The sequence below is a fragment of the Bacillus sp. S4 genome (assembly GCF_040838205.1).
GTDB classification, from domain to species: domain Bacteria; phylum Bacillota; class Bacilli; order Bacillales; family Bacillaceae_G; genus Bacillus_A; species Bacillus_A cereus_U.
Map to the genome: position 1 here is coordinate 1 of NZ_JBFPJI010000404.1, position 2641 is coordinate 2641.

Consider the following 2641-nt stretch of genomic DNA (forward strand, 5'->3'; position numbering starts at 1 on the left):
ATATTAGGTGATTTATCTCAAGCGATTTATGATTATCAAGGAATTGAAGACTGGAATGCTTTTAAGGAAGTATTCCAAGAAACAGGCTATTATGAATTGACGAGAAGTTATCGCTCTACAAAAGAAATTATTGAATTTGCTAATGAAATAATAAAAAATGCAGAGATTCCAGTAGGGCTTGCTACACCAGTTTTCCGTAGCGGTGAAGACGTGAAAATAATTCGGGTAGAGGACCAATTTATTGAAATTGTGAAGGCATTACAACATCTACAAAATGAAGATGTGAAAACAATTGCGGTAATAGGAAGAACAGACGATGAATGCCGTGATATATATGAGAAGTTAACAAATGCTGGATTGACTGTTAACTTCATTGAAGCAGATCAAAGTAAGTATGAAGGTGGTATTTCGGTAGTACCAGTATACTTGGCGAAAGGGTTAGAATTTGATGCCGTACTTCTAATCGACGTTGATGAAGAACATTACAAAAATACAAAACATGATGCGAAATTATTGTATGTCGGATGTACGAGATCACTTCATGATTTATGGATTTTCTATAGTGGGGAAATATCGCCTTTAATTAAGAGATAGAAATATATAACAAATTCAAGAGGCTTTTCTAGTAATGAACAGAAGACCTCTTGTTTTCCTATATAAAGATACGGGGGAGAAAATGGGAATGATTACAAAGGTAATAACAAAAAGAAATTGGGAAATCGCGAAAACAACGGGAGAAATTAATGAAGAATCACTTATAAAAGAGGGGTTTATTCATTGTTCATTATTAAACCAAGCTTTAAAAGTTGCTCAAAAACATTTCATTCATGAAGAAGATGTTTTATTACTTACAATTGATCCATCCCTGTTAAAAGCAGAAATAAAATATGAACTTGCTTCTAACGGTCAAAAATATCCGCATGTATACGGAGTAATCAACGTAGATGCAATTGTAGATGTTGTCCCATTTCCAAAAGAAAAAGGAGAGTTTATATTACCAGAGGTACAAAGTTAAGCGTGTTATATAGGCATTTAAGTTAGCTAGAAAAGCACAAATCATATCGTTTGTGCTTTTTATTGTATATTTTTTTGAAAAATCATTGTTTTTGTCACACTAATACTGTACGATACATAGTATAAAACACATACTGTATGACATATAGTAATGGAAATGAGGTGGATGAATGGATACTTTATTAAATTCATTAATTACTGAGCTAAGGAGAGGGACATTGACATTAGCGGTTTTAAGTCAACTAAGAACGCCGCAGTATGGATATTCGCTTGTCCAATTATTGGAGCAATCAGGAATCATGATAGATCAAAGTACTTTATATCCACTACTTCGCCGATTAGAAAAGCAGGAGCTAGTGACGAGTAGTTGGGATAAAACTGAGAGTAGACCTCGTAAGTATTATGTTTTAAGTGAATATGGATTAGATATATTTTTGCAGTTGAAAAAGGAATGGATAAAGGATTCGAAAGAACTTTATAACTTATTAAAGGAGGAGGACAAGAATGAGTTTGATTGATATCTACGTCGAGGAAGTTGCGAAGAGATTACCTGAAAAAAATCGTGAAGATATTATACTTGAACTACGGTCAACAATCGAGGATATGTTACCTGATGATTATAATGAAGACGATGAAAAAAGTGTTCTTGAAAAATTAGGGAGTCCAGTCTCATTGGCTAATGGATACTTGGATAGACCGATGCATTTAATTGGACCACGTTATTTTGATGTGTATATGACTTTATTAAAAATGATTATACCGATTGCGGTTGTTATTGCGCTTATTTCAATGGTTGCAGAAAATTTTATTGGCTATAGTGGTGATCAGGCGGTATTAAATGTAATTTTAAAAATGATAGGTGAAGGCATTGGAAGGACATTGGAAGTAGGTCTCCAAGTATTTTTCTGGGTAACAATTGTTTTTGCTATTTTAGAAAGAACGGATAAGGAAAAAGATGCGCACCCATTAACAACAAGTTTTAAAAAATGGACACCAGATGATTTGAAAAGCATCTCGTATATCCCGAAGAAAAAGGCGATTTTAAAGTTTGAAGTTTTTGGAGGGCTGATGTGGACGGCAGTATGGGCAACGCTTTATTTTTATGCCAATCATCTTGTAGGCGTATATGAAGGTACTGAAAATGGACTGAATTTTGTCGCGCCAACTTTCAATCAAGATGTATTACTTCAGTACTGGCCAATCGTTGTTATTATGATCGTTTTCGAAATAGGTATATCACTTTATAAATTAGTACAAGGACAATGGACGCAAAGGTTGGCAATTGGGAATGCTATTCTTCAAGTAGCTGGAACAATAGTATTCATTGTAATTGTAGTAAATTCGCATTTATTTAACGAAGGATTTATTACGTATGTGGCAAATGTGTTTACTATGTCCCCAGAGGAATTTAAAACGTGGTTAATCGGCGGTGGAATTTTTATTTACACACTGTCTGCTGCAATAAATATATTTGATGGTTTCCGAAAAGCTAGTATTCGTATGTGGAAATGAATCAGAAATTCCGATAATATGAAACCATTTAGAAGATAAGCATTATGAAAGGAAGAAAACAATGATAAGGGAAGCAACGAAAAAAGATTTAGCATGTATTTTAGATATTTATAAT

At 33.7% G+C, this 2641-nt stretch carries 4 protein-coding genes; all 4 read left to right on the top strand.

Annotated elements, in window-relative coordinates; translation table 11 throughout:
• Positions 1 to 594, top strand: a 594-nt coding sequence (locus AB3X48_RS20785; RefSeq protein ID WP_367959894.1) for a 3'-5' exonuclease, incomplete at its 5' end; no start/stop codon positions are given.
• A gap of 88 nt (positions 595 to 682) precedes the next feature.
• Complete coding sequence (locus AB3X48_RS20790) at positions 683 to 1015, top strand: DUF952 domain-containing protein (RefSeq protein WP_033714784.1); 333 nt, start codon at positions 683 to 685, stop codon at positions 1013 to 1015.
• 169 nt (positions 1016 to 1184) lie between these two features.
• On the top strand, positions 1185 to 1532 hold the full coding sequence (locus AB3X48_RS20795) for a PadR family transcriptional regulator (RefSeq protein WP_002110296.1): 348 nt from the start codon (positions 1185 to 1187) through the stop codon (positions 1530 to 1532).
• Positions 1519 to 2526: an HAAS signaling domain-containing protein gene (locus AB3X48_RS20800; RefSeq protein WP_016105079.1), complete on the top strand. Its 1008-nt coding sequence runs from the start codon at positions 1519 to 1521 to the stop codon at positions 2524 to 2526. The genes AB3X48_RS20795 and AB3X48_RS20800 overlap by 14 nt, the downstream gene beginning before the upstream one ends.
• The last annotated feature ends 115 nt before the right edge of the window (positions 2527 to 2641 follow it).

What these genes read in the sequence shown, in the direction of transcription:
- AB3X48_RS20790 (WP_033714784.1), top strand. Translation starts at nt 683, where the DNA reads ATGATTACAAAGGTAATAACAAAAAGAAATTGGGAAATCGCGAAAACA.
- AB3X48_RS20795 (WP_002110296.1), top strand. Translation starts at nt 1,185, where the DNA reads ATGGATACTTTATTAAATTCATTAATTACTGAGCTAAGGAGAGGGACA.
- AB3X48_RS20800 (WP_016105079.1), top strand. Translation starts at nt 1,519, where the DNA reads ATGAGTTTGATTGATATCTACGTCGAGGAAGTTGCGAAGAGATTACCT.